This is a genomic window from Paenibacillus sp. FSL H8-0034, assembly GCF_038000305.1.
GTDB lineage: Bacteria > Bacillota > Bacilli > Paenibacillales > NBRC-103111 > Paenibacillus_S.
In genome coordinates this window covers 6,434,576-6,452,129 of sequence record NZ_JBBOBS010000001.1, presented here as the reverse complement: position 1 = coordinate 6,452,129, position 17,554 = coordinate 6,434,576, and the positions used below count along the sequence as shown (strand labels likewise).

At 49.3% G+C, this 17,554-nt stretch carries 12 protein-coding genes; all 12 read left to right on the top strand.

Translation table 11 applies throughout. The annotated features are described in order from the left end of the window. Positions 1-435: 435 nt before the first annotated feature. Entirely contained in the window at positions 436-1,812 is a 1,377-nt protein-coding gene (locus NST47_RS28960; RefSeq protein WP_341158228.1) for an LLM class flavin-dependent oxidoreductase, read from the top strand. 51 nt (positions 1,813-1,863) lie between these two features. Next, entirely contained in the window at positions 1,864-3,222 is a 1,359-nt protein-coding gene (locus NST47_RS28955; protein WP_341159780.1) for an LLM class flavin-dependent oxidoreductase, read from the top strand. 120 nt (positions 3,223-3,342) lie between these two features. Further along, positions 3,343-4,674, top strand: coding sequence for an ABC transporter substrate-binding protein (locus NST47_RS28950; RefSeq protein WP_341158227.1), 1,332 nt, complete (start codon positions 3,343-3,345; stop codon positions 4,672-4,674). A 28-nt stretch (positions 4,675-4,702) separates the two neighbouring features. Beyond that, positions 4,703-6,034, top strand: a complete 1,332-nt coding sequence (locus NST47_RS28945; RefSeq protein WP_341158226.1) for an LLM class flavin-dependent oxidoreductase — start codon at positions 4,703-4,705, stop codon at positions 6,032-6,034. 106 nt (positions 6,035-6,140) lie between these two features. Beyond that, positions 6,141-7,208: an isocitrate/isopropylmalate dehydrogenase family protein gene (locus NST47_RS28940; protein ID WP_341158225.1), complete on the top strand. Its 1,068-nt coding sequence runs from the start codon at positions 6,141-6,143 to the stop codon at positions 7,206-7,208. Between the two features lie 238 nt (positions 7,209-7,446). Continuing rightward, positions 7,447-8,769, top strand: a complete 1,323-nt coding sequence (locus NST47_RS28935) for an LLM class flavin-dependent oxidoreductase (protein ID WP_341158224.1) — start codon at positions 7,447-7,449, stop codon at positions 8,767-8,769. 209 nt (positions 8,770-8,978) lie between these two features. After that, positions 8,979-10,181, top strand: a complete 1,203-nt coding sequence (locus tag NST47_RS28930) for an LLM class flavin-dependent oxidoreductase (protein ID WP_341158223.1) — start codon at positions 8,979-8,981, stop codon at positions 10,179-10,181. Between the two features lie 51 nt (positions 10,182-10,232). Further along, positions 10,233-11,270, top strand: a complete 1,038-nt coding sequence (locus NST47_RS28925) for an aldo/keto reductase (protein WP_341158222.1) — start codon at positions 10,233-10,235, stop codon at positions 11,268-11,270. Between the two features lie 224 nt (positions 11,271-11,494). Continuing rightward, a complete protein-coding gene (locus NST47_RS28920) occupies positions 11,495-12,601 on the top strand; it encodes an ABC transporter ATP-binding protein (protein WP_262685514.1) in 1,107 nt (368 codons plus the stop codon). 141 nt (positions 12,602-12,742) lie between these two features. Beyond that, the gene (locus NST47_RS28915; RefSeq protein WP_341158221.1) at positions 12,743-15,640 is read left to right on the top strand and encodes an extracellular solute-binding protein; all 2,898 of its coding nucleotides are present in this window, start codon (positions 12,743-12,745) and stop codon (positions 15,638-15,640) included. Beyond that, the gene (locus NST47_RS28910) at positions 15,630-16,619 is read left to right on the top strand and encodes a carbohydrate ABC transporter permease (RefSeq protein ID WP_341158220.1); all 990 of its coding nucleotides are present in this window, start codon (positions 15,630-15,632) and stop codon (positions 16,617-16,619) included. The genes NST47_RS28915 and NST47_RS28910 overlap by 11 nt, the downstream gene beginning before the upstream one ends. Before the next feature lie 30 nt (positions 16,620-16,649). Further along, on the top strand, positions 16,650-17,552 hold the full coding sequence (locus tag NST47_RS28905; RefSeq protein ID WP_341158219.1) for a carbohydrate ABC transporter permease: 903 nt from the start codon (positions 16,650-16,652) through the stop codon (positions 17,550-17,552). The last annotated feature ends 2 nt before the right edge of the window (positions 17,553-17,554 follow it).

Here is a 17,554-nt window from a genome sequence, read left to right as displayed (position 1 = left end):
GCACTCCGTCCCTGTAATGAATCGATTACCGTGTACTCTTTCCGTCATCGCTTGTTTTGCAATGAAGTTGTACTTGATTATTATGCATTCTAAATCATTTTTGGAATATTGCAAGCATGTGGTTTAACGCTGATTCGCTTTATCGTTGTGACGTATGTAAGAGGCTGTTTATAAGTCAAGCAGACCAATTTGTATATTTCTTAAGGAAACACATCTTGACAAAATTATAATTTCGATGGTAAGTTTATAACCGAGTATTCGCATATGAATTTTATAAATTGATAGGAAAACCGGACCACCGGAAACCAGCCTCGGCTTGTTTCTGGTTTTTTTGCATTCTGGGAAAATGCGTTCTTGAAGTAGAATTAGGCATGAAGGTTATTGGATAACGTGTCGGTGCGGTGAATTTAATTTGCGGAGCGGAGTGTGGGAGATATGAGTGAAACGGAACGAAAGATACGTCTTAATGTGTTTGTTCGCATTGCAGGGCACCATGCGGGGGGATGGAAGCATCCTGATGCGGAGCCTGAGCGAGATTTGGACATTGACAAGTATGCAGAGCTGGCTCAATTGGCTGAACGAGGGCTAATCGATTCACTATTTATGGCGGACAATTATTCGGGGACGGGCAGAAGGCTGGAGCCATTCACGCTGCTCTCGGCGCTGGCGGCAGTAACGACCCATATTGGCTTGATCGGAACGGTAAGCACGACCTATAATGATCCGTTTCATGTTGCGAGAAAGCTGGCATCGTTAGATCACTTGAGTAAAGGGCGTGCTGCCTGGAATATCGTCACAGGGCATTCACCAGAGGACGGCAACAATATTACGAGATGGGGAGGTTACCCGGAGCCCAGCAAACGCTATGAAATTGGCGATGAGTTCGTTGAGGTCACCAAGCAGCTGTGGGATAGCTGGGATGAAGATAATGCAACGAGCAGCAGTGCGCGGAATCTGCAGGTCAATCATACCAATATTCATGAAATTGATTTTAAAGGCACTTATTTTAATGTAAAGGGACCGCTGAATATACCTCGCCCTCCGCAAGGCTATCCGGTTCTGGTGCAGGCAGGTTCCTCGGAAGCTGGCAAGGAATTGGCGGCCAAGCATGCCGAGGTGATCTTTACTGCACAGCAGACGCTCGGAGCTGCGCAAGAGTTTTATACCGATGTCAAATCCAGATTGGCGAAGTATGGAAGAAATCCGGATCAATTGCTCATTATGCCTGGACTGGGATCGATTGTTGGCGAGACCGAAGCAGAGGCCAAGGATCTGGAGGATGATTTATTTTCTTTACTGAATCTGAAAAGCTCGTTAAAGCAGGCTTCACGTTTTTTCTCGGTCGATCTGTCCGAGTATGCGTTGGATGACCGGGTGCCGCTCGACAAGGTTAAGCCTGAGGATGGCAGCCGGAACGGAGGCATAACAAGCCGGCGTGAGGTTGTGCTTGACGCCGTGCGCAGAGATAATTTGACGATCCGACAATTTTTAAATCGCAGTGCTGGTGGCCATGGTCACGTTACTTATCGGGGTTCCTATTTGCAGGTAGCCGATTTTATTGAAACGTGGCTGCGTGAGCGTGGAGCTGACGGCTTCAATTTATTGCCGCAGGTTGTGCCGCACAGTCTGGAAACATTCATTAATAAGGTCATACCCGAGCTGCAAAATCGCGGTATTTTTCGAACAGCTTATGAGGGTACCACATTACGTGAAAATTTTGGACTGACGCGCCCTGTAAACAAAAATCGGGAAATATGGACAGCCAGACACCACCAAGCAGTGAAGGATACCGCTTACGAGCCAGCTCAATAGGTTTGGGAGAATCTGCTTTACGCACGAATATGATGATATGAGGTGAATGAATTGACTGATTTTTCCAGAAAGGCCCATTTTAATGTATTTATCCGTGGTACCGGACATCATGCGGCTTCTTCCAAGCACCCGTTAGTCAATCCGAACGCTGGCCTGGATCTGGCGCATTTTGCCAATCAGGCGCGAACTGCCGAACGGGGACTACTGGATTCTCTGTTTGTCGCGGACGGTTATGCCGGTTTATCACGCGGGTTCGAGCCGTTCACGCTGTTCTCTGCGCTTGCCGCCCTTACGAAGCATATTGGCTTCATTGCTACCGTCGGAACGACCTATAACGATCCTTATCATGTTGCCCGTCAGTTTGCCTCGTTGGACCACATCAGCAAAGGGCGTGCGGCCTGGAATATTGTAACAGGAGCCCAATCTGCCGCACACAATTTTGGTCGGGATGAGCACCCGGATGTGGAACAGCGCTATAAGGTGGGAGAGGAATTTGTAGATGTCGTCAAGCAGCTGTGGGATAGCTGGGAAGAGGATGCGCTCGTATATAACAAAGAAAAGGATATTCGCCTTGATTCGAGCAAGGTCTATAACATTAACTTTCAGGGAGAATATTACAAAGTAAAAGGTCCGCTCAATATTCCGCGTCCACCGCAGGGATATCCTGTGCTTGTTCAGGCTGGATCTTCGGAAGGCGGCAAGGAGCTGGCGGCAAGGACGGCAGAAGCGATCTTCACTGCTCAGCAAACGCTTGGCGCTGCGCAGGAGTTTTATAAAGATGTAAAGGGCAGGCTGGGCAAATTCGGAAGAAAGACGGATCAATTGCTGATTTTACCCGGGCTTTGCCCGATTATTGGCGATACGGAAGCGGAGGCCAGGGACCTCGAAGAGGAGCTGTTCACGCTGCTGGACACACAGAACGCGCTGCGTAACCTGTCTCGCTTCTTTACGGTGGATTTATCCGAATATCCATTGGATGCGCTCGTGCCGATAGACAAGCTGAGGCCAGCAGAGGAGTTCAGAGTAGGGATCACGTCAAGGCGTGACGTGATTATCGATGCTGCGATTCGAGATAAATTTACAATCAAACAATTTATTAGCCGGAGTGCCGGAGGCCATGGGCATATTACCCACACAGGCTCTGTGCTGCAAATAGCTGACTTTATCGAGAAGTGGTTCCGCGAAGGCGGAGCTGACGGCTTTAATATTTTGCCGCCAATTTTCCCGACCGGTCTGGATGCTTTCGTGGACAAGGTAATACCGGAGCTGCAAAATCGCGGGATTTTTCGCACGGCCTATGAAGGCAGGACACTGCGTGAGAATCTTGGTTTGGCAAGACCGGATAACCAGCACAATAAAATCTGGGCAGCCAACAACCAAACAATCGAAGCACAAGAGGCAGCGAGATAGCTGTTGCAATATGATCATGAATACTACACTTCCAGACAACTGGGGACATGCTTAATACCATGTTTCCGGTTATTTTTCATGTCAATGAACAAACGACTGAACCAAAGGAGCATGTGGAGGATGAAACCAACCAAATCGGCACTTGCTATTATTGCAGCTATATCTGTTCTAATCACGGCCTGCTCCAAAGATGGGAAGAGGACTGACGAGCAGAATCAGCAGTCGTTATCAGACAAGCCTGTGGAAATTACCGAGCCGGTTAATCTGATATTTTATGTGAGTGGGGCGACCTTTACGGCTACTGAATTCAAAAACCAGATCAAGGACCCGGTGGAAAAGAAATTTAAACATATAACGATTGACCGGCTGGAGCCACCCTCTACGGTGACGGTTCCGGAATTGTTTTCTTCAGGTACTGTTCCAGATCTGGTGTTTGGAGACAATTATCATACGTTAAAAAAGCTTAAGGTTGTCGAGGATTTGCGTCCGTGGTTTAAAAAATATAATTTTGACGAAAGCCGGATCAAGCCCTATTTGACTGGCTATATTCATACGTTCGGCGACAACGGCGAAATTTATGGTGTTCCTTACAATTCCAATCAGCACATTTTGTATTACAATAAGGACGTTTTTGATAAATTTGGTGTTCCGTATCCGTCAGACGAGCAGATGACCTGGGAGCAGGCTCTGGATCTGGCCCGCCAGCTGACACGGACAGAAAATGGGGTACAGTATATCGGTCTGGACGCCGAAGGCCTCACCTATTATTCACGAAGCTTGGCGCTGGCGACGATTGATCCGATAACGGGCAAATCCTTGCTTGGCAGCCCGGAATGGCTGCGGGTATTCAATATCACGAAGGCTAACTTTGAAATTCCCGGCTTCCTCCCTAAGGACAACACCAAATATTTGTGGGGCAGGGATGTCTTTATGAAGGATCGGACGATGGCGATGCGGCCGGCGTGGTTAGCCAATATGGTCGGGCCGATGGAGGAGCTGCGCCAGCAGGGAATTGATGTGAACTGGGATATTGCACCGGTTCCCACCTTTGCTGATCAGCTCGGCAAAACACGGGAGACCCAGGTTCATTCCATCACAATGACCAGCCTTAGCAAGAAAAAAGATGCCGCCTTCCAGGTTATTCAATACCTGCTGTCAGATGAAGCGCAGCGAATTATTTCGCGCAACGGCAGGGTGCCTGCGATTATTAATCCTGAGCTGGAGAAGGAATATGGGGCAGAGGTAGGCACTTTGAAGGGCAAGAAAATTCAAAATATTTTTGTGGGGACGCCACTGCAAACCCATAAATCCAATCCATTCGAAACGGATATTGCCAAATATATGACTGAAGCGAATCTGGATTTGGCCCATGGTCTTGATGTTAACTCGACGATTCGCAAAGCGTCTGAAAACATCGATAAAGAGGTTGAAAGGCTGCAGAAAAATCAATGATAATGATCCAAAAGGAGAGGTTGATTAGATGAGTACATCCGAACGCAAGCTGCATTTGAACGCTTTTATTCGTGGAGCCGGGCATCATGAGGCGGCATGGAGGCACCCGAACACACATCCGGAGCTATCGCTTGATATTCAACATTTCATTGAGCTGGCTCAGACCGCAGAACGTGGCCTGCTCGATTCGCTCTTTTTGGCTGATGGCTATGTGGGCAAGACGAACAAGCTGGAGCCGTTCACGTTTTTGTCTGCGCTTGCTGCCGTCACCCGGCATATTGGACTGATAGCCACAGTCAATACGACGTATAATGAGCCCTTCCATATTGCGCGCAAATTCGCTTCTCTCGATCATATCAGCCACGGACGTGCTGGCTGGAACATCGTAACCGGATCAGGCTCGGCAGAGGCGAATTTCGGCAGGGACGAACACCCCGAGCACTCTCTTCGCTATGAAACCGCAGAAGAATTCGTTGAGGTGACAAAGCAGCTGTGGGATAGCTGGGAGGACGATGCGCTGGTTTATGATAAACAGTCGGGTACCCAGTTCGCCCATGGTAAAGTCCACGAAATCAACTTCAAGGGAAAGTATTATTCCGTAAAGGGTCCACTGAACATACCGCGTCCACCTCAAGGCTATCCAGTGCTTGTACAGGCAGGCTCCTCTGAAAGCGGCAAGGAATTGGCGGCCAAGACAGCCGAGGTTATATTCACAGCACAGCAGACGTTTGCGGACGGCAAAGCCTTTTATACAGATGTTAAATCGCGGTTGGCCAAATATGGACGAACACCGGAGCAGCTGCATATATTACCGGGAATCAGTCCGATTCTGGCGGATACGGAAGCCGAAGCGAGAGAGATTGAGCGGGAGCTGGACAATTTGATAGATACAACGAATGCTGTGAAAAGGTTATCCTCTCGCTTTGGTGTCGATTTATCGGAGTATCCGATAGATGGCCCGGTTCCCCTGCATGAAGCGAAGGAGCTTGAAGAGGTCAATGGCAATAAAAGTCGTCATCAGCTTGTAATCGATCTGGTCCGCAATGAGAATTTGACGATCCGTCAGCTGGTACAGCGTCTTGCTGGTGCAAGGGGTCACCTTACCTTTACAGGGACTCCCTTGCAAATGGCTGATGTGATGGAGCATTGGTTCAAAAATGGGGCTGCTGATGGTTTTAACGTGATGCCGCAGCTCTATCCGAGCGGATTGGATGTATTTGTGAAACAAGTTATCCCTGAGCTGCAAAACCGTGGCCTATTCCGAACCGCCTATGAGGGTCATACACTGCGTGAGAATCTGGGTCTGGTTCGACCGGCAAATTTGCATCAAGTTTCTAATCTTGCCGTACAGCAGAGCTGATCCGATAGCGTAAGAGCTCGTCTATTTATTGCCAACCCTCTGGTAGAAATGGCTGCGGGGTGTTATGATTGGCAGCATTCATGTCAAATGACAAGGAGGAGTTCCAATGACTGCGTATACAATTGGCATTTTGTTGGGGGATGGGATTGGACCGGAAATCGTTCAGGCTACGGTCGATGTGTTGACGGCTGCATCGAAAGTCGTGCCGAATGTTGAGCTTAACTGGCTGGAGCTACCAATGGGCTGGTCTGCGATCAGGGAGTACGGCGATGCACTGCCTCTTCTCACGAAGGAGGCGCTCGGAAGCTGCGATGGTTGGATAATTGGACCTCACGATTCCTCATCCTACCCACCGGAGCATCAGGAAAAGCGCAATCCAAGCGGCGAGCTGCGTCACCATTTTGATTTGTATGCCAATATCCGTCCGAACAAAACGATTCCGGGAATCCAGAGTGTAGTGGGTGTTGCGGACCTGGTTATTTACCGTGAAAACACGGAGGGCTTTTATCCGGATCGCAATATGTATGCAGGTACAGGAGAGTGGCTGGTTACTCCTGATGTAGCTATATCGGTAGGTGTATTTACGCGGAAGGCTGCGGAACGTATCGCCCATGCGGCTTTTCAGATGGCGATGAAGCGAAGCAAGCACGTGACTATTGTCCACAAGGCTAATGTGATCAAGCTCGGTTACGGCCTGTTCTTAAGCACCTGCCGTGAGGTGGGGGCTCAATACCCGGAGGTTAGAGTGGAGGACTATCATATTGATGCGATGGCTGCACATCTGGTGCGGCGTGCAAAGGATTTTGACGTCATTTTGACAACGAATATGTTCGGCGATATTCTCTCTGATTTGGCAGGTGAGCTGGTGGGGAGCCTTGGACTAGCTCCCTCGATTAATGCAAGCGATGATAGAGCGATGGCGCAGGCGGCCCACGGATCAGCACCGGATATTGCGGGCCGCAATATCGCTAATCCGATCGGGGAGCTGCTCTCGGCTGTGATGCTGTTGGACTGGCTGAGCAATCGGCATAACGATCCTGTGCTTTATCAATTGGGACGACTTATTGAACAGGCAATATTAAGTACGATTGCGGACGGTGTACGGACACAGGATCTGGGCGGCTCGGCTTCAACGACTGCATTCACACAAGCAGTTATCAGAAAGCTGGCTTGACGTTAACCGGGATGGATTCTTAAGAATTATTCCAAATAAATGTTGCGAAACCTTATTGACACAGAACATAAGGGGTGTTATATTTCAAACTACAGTAATAGCATAGGAATAATAAACATTAGGTGACCAACTACCGGACAACCGGAGATCTGGCTTTTATAAGCTATGTCTTCGGTTTTTTCACGTGGACCTATGATGGACACAGAGATCAATAACATGAAAGAAAGGGGCGGGGTTGATGAGTACAACCAAACGTCAAGTACACCTGAATGTTTTTTTGCGGGGAGCCGGTCATCACGCAGCGGCATGGCGGCACCCAGACACTCACCCGGAGCTGGGATTTGATTTTCGCTATTATTTAAAGCTGGCACAGATCGCAGAGCGGGGTTTGCTGGATTCATTATTTATGGCAGACGGCTATGTAGGAACCGGCAGAAGGCTGGAACCTTTTACGCTGCTCTCGGCTTTGGCTTCTGTGACCGAGCATATCGGATTGATCGGCACTGTGGGGACAACGTACAACGAGCCCTATCATGTGGCGCGTAAATTTGCATCGCTCGATCATATCAGCGGGGGGCGGGCCGGATGGAATATTGTTACCGGACATACGGATGCGACTGCATACAACTTCGGCCGTGAGGAGCATCTGGAGCATTCCAAGCGTTATGAGGCTGCTGAGGAATTTGTCGAAATAACGAAGCAACTCTGGGATAGCTGGGAGGAGGAGGCGCTTGTCTTTGATAAGCAGTCCGGCGTTCAGTTTGATGAAACCCGCCTGCATGAAATCAATTTTAAAGGCAAGGTCTACAAGGTCAAAGGACCGCTTAATATTCCACGTCCTCCGCAAGGCTATCCCGTACTGGTTCAGGCGGGTTCCTCGGAGAGCGGGAAAGAGCTGGCTGCGAAGACGGCGGAAGCTATTTTTACAGCACAGCCTACATATGGGGAAGGTAAGGCATTTTATACAGATGTCAAAGCCAGATTGGCTAAATATGGCCGCACCCCGGAGCAGCTCGTGATTTTGCCGGGACTAAGTCCGATTATAGGGGATACCGCAGCTGAAGCCCAGGATCTGGAGGATGAATTGAACGCATTTAATAATGTCGAGGATGCCGTAGACAAGCTGTCTGAGCGGTTCGGCGTAAATTTGACAGGTTACCCCATTGATGGTCCATTTCCTGTGTCTGCATTTGACAGCGCCAAGGGGATAGATTCGGTCAATGGCAGCAAAAGCCGTCATCAGCTTATACTGGATTTGATCCGCAAGGAGAACCTGACGATTCGTCAGCTTGTGAATCGTCTTGCCAGCGGTCGTGGGCACTTAACCTTCACAGGTACGCCTATTCAGCTCGCTGATGTGATTGAACATTGGGTTACCCACGGTGCCTCTGATGGATTTAACTTAATGCCGCCGCTTTATCCGAACGGATTGGAGGCTTTCGTTGACAAAGTAATCCCCGAGCTGCAGAACCGAGGTCTGTTCCGTACGAGCTATGAAGGGAAAACCTTGCGTGAAAATCTGGGGCTTGTACGTCCGGCCAACAGCTTGCTTCATGTATAGGCACTAAATAGTTAAAGGCTTGTAAGGTAATCCTGAACAAATTTAAAAATATCATTGCCATAATGGCAGTGCTATGGTAAAGTGATCAAATTCATACTAAAACTATAGGAATAATAAATTGCGATGACCAGACCACTGGAAGAGCACAACACTTTGTTGTGCTCTTTTTGTTTAAAATCGCAGACTGGATTCAAAGGAGTGAGGAGAAGATGGTAAAGCATCAAGCCATTGAGCCGGAATTCGGTTGGTATATGCCAACAAGAGGAGATGGCCCATTTATTGGCGTCAAGCCTGACCGTGTCGTGGATACCGCCTACATGATACGTGTTGCACAAGCTGTGGAGGAGGCTGGTTACACCTTTGCCTTGATCCCGACAGGCGGGCATTGTACAGATGCCTGGATTATGGGAGCGACACTGGCCGCCCATACGAAGGTGTTCAAGCCGCTGGTAGCTATGCGTCCAGGCTTAATCGCTCCTGCGCTGGCTGCAAGGATGGGAGCAACGCTCGATGAGGTGACAGGAGGCAGAGCGCTGATCAATATCGTGACAGGCAGCTCTGCCGAGGATATGAAGGCTATGGGAGATTCACTGGCCTTTGACAAGGATGCCAGATACGCACGTACGCTGGAATATATCAAGATTGTCCGTCAGCTGTGGATTAACTCTCAGCAGGTTGAAGGGAATCAAATACTGGCTACCCGTGGCAAGAGCCAGGAAGTGGAGCCCTTTGACTTCAACGGCCAGTACTTCCAAATCGAGGGTGGAGTCAGCTATCCATCACCCGTGCAAAAGCCGCATCCACCGTTTTATTTTGGCGGCAGCTCTCCTGCAGCGAAGCGAACCGCAGCCGAGATAGCCGATGTATATCTGATGTGGGCGGAGCCGCTCGATTGGATCAAGGAGCAGATCGATGAAGTGGAATATCACCGCGATGTGCTGCACAGGACGCAGGGGATTGATCGCAATATCCGTTATGGCATCAGAGCGCAGGTAGTTATTCGCGAGACGGAGGAAGAGGCTTGGGCAGCAGCCAAGCTGATTGTAAGCAAAGTCGATCCAACGACGCTTCAGGAAACAGAGGTTAGGTTCTCACAGGCCGAGTCCGCAGGACAGCAGAGGCAAAATCAGGTGCGGAGGCAGTCGGCCAAACATGATTATGTCATTGCCCCCAACTTCTGGGCAGGGCTGTCTGTTGTACGCGGAGGTGGTGCAATGGCCTTTGTTGGCACAGCAGATCAGGTTGCGGATCGTTTGATTGAATACATCGATATCGGCGTCTCCTCCTTCATTCTCTCAGGCTATCCGAATCTGGAGGAAGCATCGATTTCCGGCAAAGCATTGATCCCTGCTGTAAAGAAAAAGCTGCAGGAGCGTGCTGCAGTCACCAACAAGGATAGCTTCGTATCTTAACGCATTCATAAATACAAATAACCCATCCCCATCTATAAGGAGTGTTTAATCATGAGCATCAATCTTAGAAAATTTGGCAGAACCGGTTTAAAGGTATCCGAGGTCAGTCTGGGCACTATGGCATTTGGACGCTGGATCAGCGAGCAGCAATCGGCTGACGTATTGGACACGGCACTGGACGCGGGTATTAACCTGATTGATACCGCAGATGTGTACGGAACCGGTTCGGATCGCAATAATCCGCTGGAGGGCGGACAATCGGAAACGATTCTTGGCAACCTGCTAGGAGAACGCAGACACCGTATCATTTTGGCAACGAAGGTTCACGGTCGAGTAGGACTGGAGCCCAATGACGCAGGGCAGAGCCGCTATCATATTCTTCGCGCGGTTGAAAACAGCCTTAGACGCTTGAAAACGGATTACATCGATTTGTACCAGGTTCATCGCTTTGACGAACAAACGCCGCTTGAGGAATCCTTGAGAGCTTTGGACGATCTGGTCCGTCAAGGCAAGGTTAGATACATCGGTGCTTCCAATTACGCCGCATGGCAAATTGCCAAGGCTCATGGCATCTCGGCCCGCTTAAACCTTCACCGATACGAAAGTGTACAACCGGAATACAGCATTATTGCCCGCGATATTGAAAAAGAGCTGCTGCCTTTTGCCGCTTCCGAAGAAGTTGGTGTCATTGTATACAGTCCGCTTGGACGTGGTTTGTTGACCGGCAAATACAACTTTGAGCAAGCTCCGCCGGAAGGAACTCGTGGAGCAGCTGGCGAGAAACGTCTGCAGGTGCTGCTTGATGAAGAGCGCAACTTCCGAATTGTTGAGCAGCTGAAAGGGATTGCCGAGCGTAAGGGCTGGTCATTGGCTCAGCTGGCACTAACATGGGTTGTGAGCAGACCGCATATTACATCCGCTATTCTGGGAGCTTCCAGTGCGTTGCAAGTCACAGAATCGGTGCAGCATGTAGGCGAGAAGCTCTCGGCTGAAGAGCTGGCCGAGATCGATGTTATTACGAGCGAAGCGGCAGGTTCCGGCCAAGGTGGATCAGCGCGTAAAGAACCCGCAGGTACAGCAAAAGGCTGATCAGGAAGCTATGGATGATGGATGACCTAGAAGTACGGTGAATAAAGAGCGGAGTGGCCAAATGATCCTGGAGAAGCGTTAGCGTTCGCCTTTGTTTCTGTATTTTTTCAGCCAAATCTCTTATAAAATCAAAAAAATATGGAAACAACAGCGATCGGAAGGATATTTGGCCGCGCAGCGGTACTTATTCACCGTACTTCTAGCAACAAAAGGGAGTAGTGATCATGGCGGAAATTGTGATTAATCATTTATACAAGCGGTATGGCAAGGATAAGCATCCGGTCGTTCACGATTTCCATCTGGACATCAAAGACAAGGAATTCCTTGTCTTTGTAGGTCCATCCGGCTGCGGCAAATCAACGACACTGCGGATGATTGCCGGGCTTGAGGATGTCACGGAAGGCGAGATATATATTGGCGATACGCTGGTGAACAACCTGCCTCCGAAGGATCGGGACATCGCGATGGTTTTTCAAAACTACGCTTTATACCCGAATCTGAGTGTCTACGAGAATATTGCCTTCGGTCTCCGGCTGCGCAAGCTGCCCAAGCACGAAATCGATCTGGCGGTGAAAAAGGCGGCGCGCGTGCTGGAGATTGAGCAATATCTGGACCGCAAGCCCAAAAATTTATCGGGAGGTCAGCGTCAGCGTGTTGCGTTAGGCCGTGCGATTGTGCGTAATCCCAAAGTGTTCCTTATGGATGAACCCCTCTCCAATCTGGATGCAAAGCTGCGGGTGCAGATGCGTACGGAAATTATCAAGCTTCACAAAACGCTGGGTGTCACCTTCATCTATGTAACACACGATCAGATCGAAGCGATGACGATGGGTGATCGGATTGTGGTGATGAAGGACGGCGTCATCCAGCAGGTGGATACTCCGGAAACGATCTACAGATACCCGAGCAATACCTTCGTTGCCAGCTTCATCGGTTCACCGCAAATGAATTTTATTGATGGGCGCATTGTGGAAAATGTTCCGGGCAAGCTGGAGTTTTCCACATCTCGCTTTACATTGGAAATTCCTAATGATTTGGTACCGATCCTGGTTAAACACAATCAGATTAATCGGACGTTAACACTTGGAATCCGGCCGGAAAATATTAATTTGGAAGGTCTTTACTCCGATGCGATTTTAACCGGCGTGTATAAGCTTAGTGAATTGATGGGTGCGGATCGATTCCTTCATCTGGATATTGGTCAGGATAAGCTGCTGGTCGTTCGGGTCAATCCGGGATTCCAGGCCAAAGAAGACGAAAAGGTTCGGCTTTCTCCAGATATGACGAAGGCATTATTTTTCCATAGAGATACCGGAACCAGGTTTGTTTAAATCACATTTGTCATCGGGAAGGGAGTGTACGCTTTGTTGTCCATTCATTTTACTAAACATGCTCGGAAGCGAATCCTGCCCGTTGTGTTAGCTTGCGTCTTGGGAGCGATAAGTCTCCTACCTGCGGAAGGGACAGCTCCGGTGGCAAATGCGACAGCTATTAAGCAGGAGCAGCAGCCCCCGACTGCTGTCACACCACAAGCTGCCAAAGCAACGGATGCCAAAACCATAAATAGCCCTGACTCCGAGCCATATTATGCAGATATTCTGCAAACGTGGAAGCAGCAGGGAGCTCAGGATGCAGCTAACTCCGTTACCATTAAAGCTGCAGCACCTGCGGCACGCTCTGAGGGTCCAATCTTTTCTACAGGCAGCTTGGAAGGAAAAACGGATGTTTTGCTATGGAAGGCAGCTTCTACAAGCTGGGTGGAATACCAGTTTAACGTATCCGCAAAGGGCTTATACGAATTTCAGGCTTCTTATCGTCCGCTACCGGGTAACGGGGTCGGCAATCCAATCGCATGGGACGTAACACTTGATGGCAAGCATCCCTTTCGGGAGGCTTCATCGATTACATTTTACAGGGAATGGAAGGACGCACGTCCGATCCTGAAAAATGACGATGGAGACGAAGTCAGACCCCGTTCGATCGAAGCGCCGGCTTGGCGTATACAACCGTTTATTGACTCGGAAGGCGCGTATGCGAATCCGTTAAAGTGGTATCTCACCGAGGGCGTTCATACGATCAGACTCAGTGGAAACGAGCCAGTCGCTATAGAGGAGCTGCGAATCGTACCTCCCGAAAAGCTCAAGCCTTACGCAGGAGTGGCTGCTGCTTATCCACAATCCAAGCCTGTTGAAGCGCAAGCCTTGACTCTACAGGCCGAGGATATGGCTTTGAAGAATGATACTTCGATCAAGCTGTTCTCCGATACCGACCCGCGGACCGTTCCTGTTGCCAAGGGTAGAATCACCTACAATACGGTAGGAGCCAAAAGATGGATGTATCAGAATCAGGAAATTACCTGGAACTTCGAGGTGCCGGAGACAGGTAAATACAAGCTCGCACTGCGATCCCTGCAAAATCAAATTTCGCAAAAGTCTTCTTTCCGCAGAATCAGGATTGATGACAAGGTTCCATTTGAAGAGTTCCTTACGTATCGTTTTCCCTACAATTCGGGCTGGAAGGGAACTGTCCTTGAACAGCCTGACGGCAAGCCCTACGAGCTGTTTCTGGAAAAAGGCAAGCATACCTTGTCGATAGCTGTGACTGGAGCTCCAGTCAAGCCGGTTCTGATCGGAATTGATGAATTGTCGCAGCGGCTTCGTTCTATCGATCAGGATTTAAGAGCGCTCACGGGTGGTTTGATTGATAGAAACCGCACCTGGAAGGTGGAGCAGGAGCTGCCTGATCTGGCAGGTCGTTTGGATGATACCGCCAAGCTGATGGATAGCTTGTCCGGGCAGCTGCTGCAGGTGAACGGCAGTAAAGACAGCATTATCCAGGGCTTCAGTACGTCCGCGCAGGATATTCGCGAGCTGCTGAAGAAGCTGGATGATGTACCTTATTATGCCGATCAAATTACAAGTATTAATGAAAAAATTAGTAATTTCATTGAACAACTGCTGCAGCAGCCGTTGCAGCTGGATGAAATCTACATTGCTCCATTGGAAAAACCGTTTCCAGAGATGGAGGCTTCCTGGATTTCGCAAATAGCGGGTTCAGTCACGAATTTTTTCTACTCCTTCCAATCGCGGGACAGCTTGAGTGATCTGGATGAACGTGTATTAAACGTCTGGGTGCAGCGCGGTCGTGACTATGTGGATCAATTGCAGCAGCTCACGGATGAGGTATTCACAGCGGATACGGGTATTAAGGTGAAGGTTAATCTGCTGCCTACGCCACAGCTGCTCGTCATGTCCAATGCAGCAGGCATTCAGCCGGACGTGGCGCTTGGCTTAACGCAGGATTTACCTGTGGATTATGCGATACGCGGAAGTGTCACGGATTTATCAAAGTTCCCTGATTTTGCGAATATTTATAAGCAGTACAGCCCTGGGGCCTGGCTGCCGCTTCATTACAATAAGGGATATTATGCGATCCCGGAAACGCAGTCGTTTCAGGTGCTTTTTTATAGAAAGGATATTTTAAAGCAATTGGGTCTCGAGATTCCGCAGACGTGGGACGATGTGTATGCACTGCTGCCGGTTTTACAGCAAAATTCTTTGAATTTTTATATGAATCCGAAGGATTATACGCCTTTCTTTTATCAAAATCATTCGGAGTTTTACGAGCCTCAGGGCTTGCGAACGGCGCTGGATACGCCGCAGGGCTTTAAATCGTTCAAGCAGTGGACCGATCTGTATAATACGTATGCGGTAGAAAAAGAAGTCCCGAGCTTTTACCAGCATTTCCGCAGAGGAACGATGCCGATTGGCGTCTCGGACTACAATATGTATGTACAGCTGACCGCTGCGGCGCCTGAGCTTAATAACCGCTGGGGAATTGCCGAAATTCCCGGGGTGAAGCAGCCGGATGGAACCATTGAGCGGTGGGCCGGAGGCGGGCAAAGAACGGGTGTTATTTTTGAAAAGTCCAAGAAAAAGGATCAGGCCTGGAAATTCATGCAGTGGTGGATTTCTCCAGAGACCCAGGCACGGTATGGCAACGATATCGAAGCGGTGAATGGTGTCGCTTTCCGCTGGAATACATCCAATGTTCAGGCGTTCACCAAGCTGCCATGGAAGCAGGAGGATGCCAACGTCATTCTCAAGCAGTGGAGCTGGTACAAGGATGTCCCGAACCTGCCGGGCGGATATTTTCTGGAAAGAGAGATTACAAATGCCTGGCTGCGGGCTGTTGTGGATGGCACGAATTACCGAAGCTCACTGGAAACGGCTGTTCTGGACATCGACAGGGAGCTCAGGCGCAAGCAGCAGGAATTCGGTTATGTCGATCAGGATGGACGTGTAATCAAAACTTTGGATTTGCCGGTGATTAATAAGCCGTGGGAAGGGGTTAACGCCTATGTTAAATAAAATCTCGAATGTCGCGATCAGCACGCCCGTCAAGGCGTCTGCAAAGCCACAGGTGGAGCCGCAGGAGAGCAAACTTGGCAGCCTGCTCTCGGAAATATGGGCGTATCGTCTATCCTATCTCTTTATTGCACCGTTCATGCTGTGCTTCACCGCCTTTATTTTGATCCCGGTGCTTGCGGCGGTAGGCTTGAGCTTCACTTATTTTAATGCGATTGAACAGCCGAGATTTATCGGATGGCAAAATTTTCAGTATTTGATCTCTCAGGATCTGCTGTTCTTGAAATATGCACTGCCCAATACGTTCAAATTTGCACTTATCGTCGGGCCAGGCGGATATATTGCAGCTTTTACCTTGGCTTGGCTGATTACCCAACTGCCCGATTCACTGCGCAGATGGTTCGCGCTTGCGATGTATACACCATCCCTGACGATTGGTATTGCGATGTCGATCGTCTGGCTGCCTATGCTGACGGGTGATAGAATCGGCTATTTGAACAGTATACTGCTGCAGCTTGGGTTCATTGATGTACCTAAGCTGTGGGTAACAAGTAAAGACTATTTAATGAATTCGATGATTGTGGTCACGCTCTGGTCCAGTATGGGCGTCGGCTTTCTGGCCATGCTGGCTGGTATTCTCAATGTGAACAAGGAGCTGTATGAGGCAGGGCGTCTGGATGGCATCTCCAGCAGAATTCAGGAAATCTGGTTTATCACGATTCCGTCGATGAAGCCGCAGATGCTGTTCGGGGCGGTGATGGCTATTGTCGCGACGTTCAAAGCGGGAGCGATTGGTGTGGAGCTGTCCGGTGTGAATCCGACCCCTGAATACGCAGGCCATTTGATTATTAATCATATCGATGATTATGGGTTTATCCGTTTTGAAATGGGCTATGCAGCAGCGATTTCGGTATTTCTGTTGATCTTGATGTATGTGTCCAACAAATTGAGCTGGACGTTGTTCGGTTCAGCCGACGATTAATCGGGCTTTCGCCCTTAGGAGGTTGAAACAATGACAACATTGCGCTTGCCCTGGAAGCTTTCCCATGTATTCCGCAAAAGACCCCGGCTGCAAAGAATGGACACGTTTCAAAAAATATTGATCGTCCTGATGGTTCTTTTGTCCATCTTCATGCTGCTGCCTATCGTATATATTTTGAACCATGCTCTGAAGCCTTATCATGAATTGTTTGTGTATCCGCCTAATATTTTTGTCAGGGAGCCTACCCTGCAGAACTTCACGGAGCTGTTTCTGGTAGCCGCCAACTCCACGGTGCCGATTACCCGTTATTTGTTTAACAGCGTGCTCATATCGGTTGCTGCCGTGATCGGTGTTACGCTGGTGAGTGCAATGTGCGCTTATCCGATTTCCAAGCATAAATTTCCGGGTCACCGTTTTGTGTTCAGCCTTATTCTGCTGACGCTGATGTTCGCTCCCGAGGTGATGCAAATTCCGCGATATCTGGTCGTCAGCCATCTCGGCATTATGAACACCTATTGGGGACATATATTGCCGCTGCTTGCAATGCCGGTAGGTGTTTTTTTACTTAAGCAGTTTATCGATCAGCTGCCGAACGAGCTGCTGGAGGCGGCGAGAATTGACGGAGCAGGCGAAATTCGGGTGTTTCTGCGAATTGTTATTCCGGTGTGCATGCCGGCTGTAGCGACCGTAGCGATTTTGACGTTTCAAAATTCATGGGGGAATGTGGAAACCTCGCAGCTGTTTATGCAAAATGATGAAATGAAAAACTTTCCGTTTTTTCTGAGCACATTAACGAACAATGCAGCCAATATTGTAGCCCGTCAAGGCGCAGCAGCAGCAGCGGCTTTAATTATGTTCGTGCCAAATCTGCTGATCTTCCTGTTCTTCCAGGGAAAAGTGATCTCCACGATGGCGCATTCCGGTATTAAATAAGA